The organism is uncultured Campylobacter sp., from assembly GCF_938031315.1.
Taxonomy (GTDB): Bacteria; Campylobacterota; Campylobacteria; order Campylobacterales; family Campylobacteraceae; genus Campylobacter_B.
The window spans coordinates 1-2,291 of the sequence record NZ_CALHHT010000209.1; the positions used below are offsets into that span (position 1 = coordinate 1).

The 2,291-nt window shown below is 51.2% G+C and carries 2 protein-coding genes; both read left to right on the plus strand.

Annotated elements, in window-relative coordinates:
* The coding region (locus Q0236_RS05290) for a methylated-DNA--[protein]-cysteine S-methyltransferase (RefSeq protein WP_297915806.1) at window positions 1-195 on the plus strand (195 nt) is incomplete at its 5' end.
* A gap of 732 nt (window positions 196-927) precedes the next feature.
* Window positions 928-2,291 (plus strand): potassium/proton antiporter (locus Q0236_RS05295; protein WP_297915808.1); only part of this gene is annotated, 1,364 nt, incomplete at its 3' end.

The following is a 2,291-nucleotide window of genomic DNA, read 5'->3' on the forward strand; positions in this document are numbered from 1 at the left end:
ATGTCCGCGCAAGCCGTGGGCGGCGCCGTAGGGCACAACGAAATCTCGATCATCATCCCCTGCCACCGCGTCATAGGCGCGCACGGCAACCTCACGGGCTATGCAGGCGGCATCGATAGAAAAATCAAGCTGCTGAAGCTCGAAGGCATCGATATGCAGGGGCTTTTCACGCCCGCCAAAGGTACCGCCCTATAAGGCAGCACGGCGAAATTTAAAAGATCGTAAAAATTTTAACGCTTGGCGCCAAGTCGCGATAGAGCCGATTAAATTTAAACCATCCGTCCATGCCGCGCGCAGGATAGACGCAAGCGGCGATTAAATTTAAACCCGAGGGCGCAGCAGCGCTCTAAATTTCACCATAGCGTTAGCAGCGCCCGTATTCTGCGGGAAGCAAACAGATGCCGCACCGCCCAAAATCTCAACCGCGACGCCGCAAGCATTAAATTTATGCTGCAATGCCCCACCCATCGATACCGAAACAAGCGCAGGTAGCGATTAAATTTAAAACCGAATCGAGTTTCAGATATCAAATTTTAACCGCAATCCGCCGCGATAAATTTAAACCGAGATTTCGCGTGCAAAACTCGTAAACGCGGGCTTGCGCCTCTAAATTTTAACAAAAACTCGGCGCACCGAACCGACTCGGCGCCGTAAAATTTCAATCTCGATTTGCCGCCCTAAACGAATCTGTAAAAATTTCTCGGCAAAATTTAGCCGATTTATCGGATCATAAAAATTTTAAAACCCAGGCGCAACCGAGCTTTAAAATAAAATTTTACGACTCGTGCGGCTCTTATTATCGGGCTTCGTTTAAATGGAGTAAATTTAAAATTTCGTCTCCTGCTCGTTTAATAAAATTTTATCGCAAAAACCCGCCTAAAAATGGGGAAAACCCGCTATAATCTTGAAAAAATTATGGAGCGCTTTTTGGAAAAATTTCTACTCTTCGCCGCGATCTTACTCATCGCAAGCATCGTGCTTAACAAGATCTCGGGCAAATTCGGACTTCCTTCGCTCATCATATTTTTAGCCGTGGGGATGCTCGCGGGCTCGGACGGGCTTTTGCGCATCGATTTTACGAGCCACCGCATCACTCAAGACGTCGGTATGATCGCGCTTATTTATATTTTATACGCGGGCGGACTTGATACGAATTTAAAATCGATCCGCCCGGTAATGGCTAGCGGCATCATCTTAGCGACGCTCGGAGTGGTGGTCACCGCATGCGCGACGGCGGTTTTTGTTAAAATTCTGCTCGGCTTCAGCTGGCTTGAAGCGCTGCTTTTGGGCGCCATCATCTCCTCGACCGACGCTGCGGCGGTCTTTGCGATACTGCGCGCAAAGGGAATTTCGCTGAAAAACAATCTCGGCCCGCTGCTCGAGCTCGAATCGGGCAGCAACGACCCGATGGCGATCTTTTTGACCGTCACGATCATCCAGATCATCTCGCTAAATCAAAGCCCTAGTGCGATCGATATGCTGACGCTGCTAATCAAGCAATTTTTTATCGGCGGGCTTATGGGATACGCCTTCGGCAGGGCGCTGCCGTCTATTTTCAATAGACTAAGGCTAGAGCATTGGGGATTGTATCCGGTGTTTTCGATGGCGTGGGTGGCGCTGCTTTTTACGCTGTGTATGAAGCTGGGCGGCAACGGCTACATCGCCGTTTACGTCGCGGGAATGTTCGTCAACAAGCGAGAATTCGCTCACAAGAAAAACCTCATCGGCTTTCACGACGGCATAGCGTGGACGATGCAGATCACGGTTTTTATCACGCTAGGGCTTTTGGTTTTCCCGTCCGAGCTGCCCGCCGTCGCGCTTATGGGCTTCGTAACGGCGCTGTGGCTGATGTTTGTCGCGCGACCTTTGGGAGTATTCATATCGCTCGCGTTCTCTAAATACAGCAAGAAAGAGAAGGTCTTTATCTCATGGGTGGGGCTTCGCGGCGTCGTACCTATCGTGCTTGCGACCTATCCGTATGCCGCAGGGATCAAGCACGCGGGGCTTATCTTTAACACCGTCTTTTTTATGGTCCTAATCTCGGTGCTGATACAGGGAATGAGCCTGGAGCGCGCCGCGGATAGATGCGGCGTGCGCGAGCCGCCGGAGCCGGAGAGCGCGGAGCCCAATTCGAATATGCCGATCTTTTATCGCACGCTGCGCCAATACACCGTGGATCACGGCTGCGTGCTGATCGATAAAATTTTAGCCGAGCTCGAGCTGCCGGAGGATTTCCTCGTCATCCTAATCAGGCGGCACGGCGAATATATCAAGCCTACCGGCTCGACGGT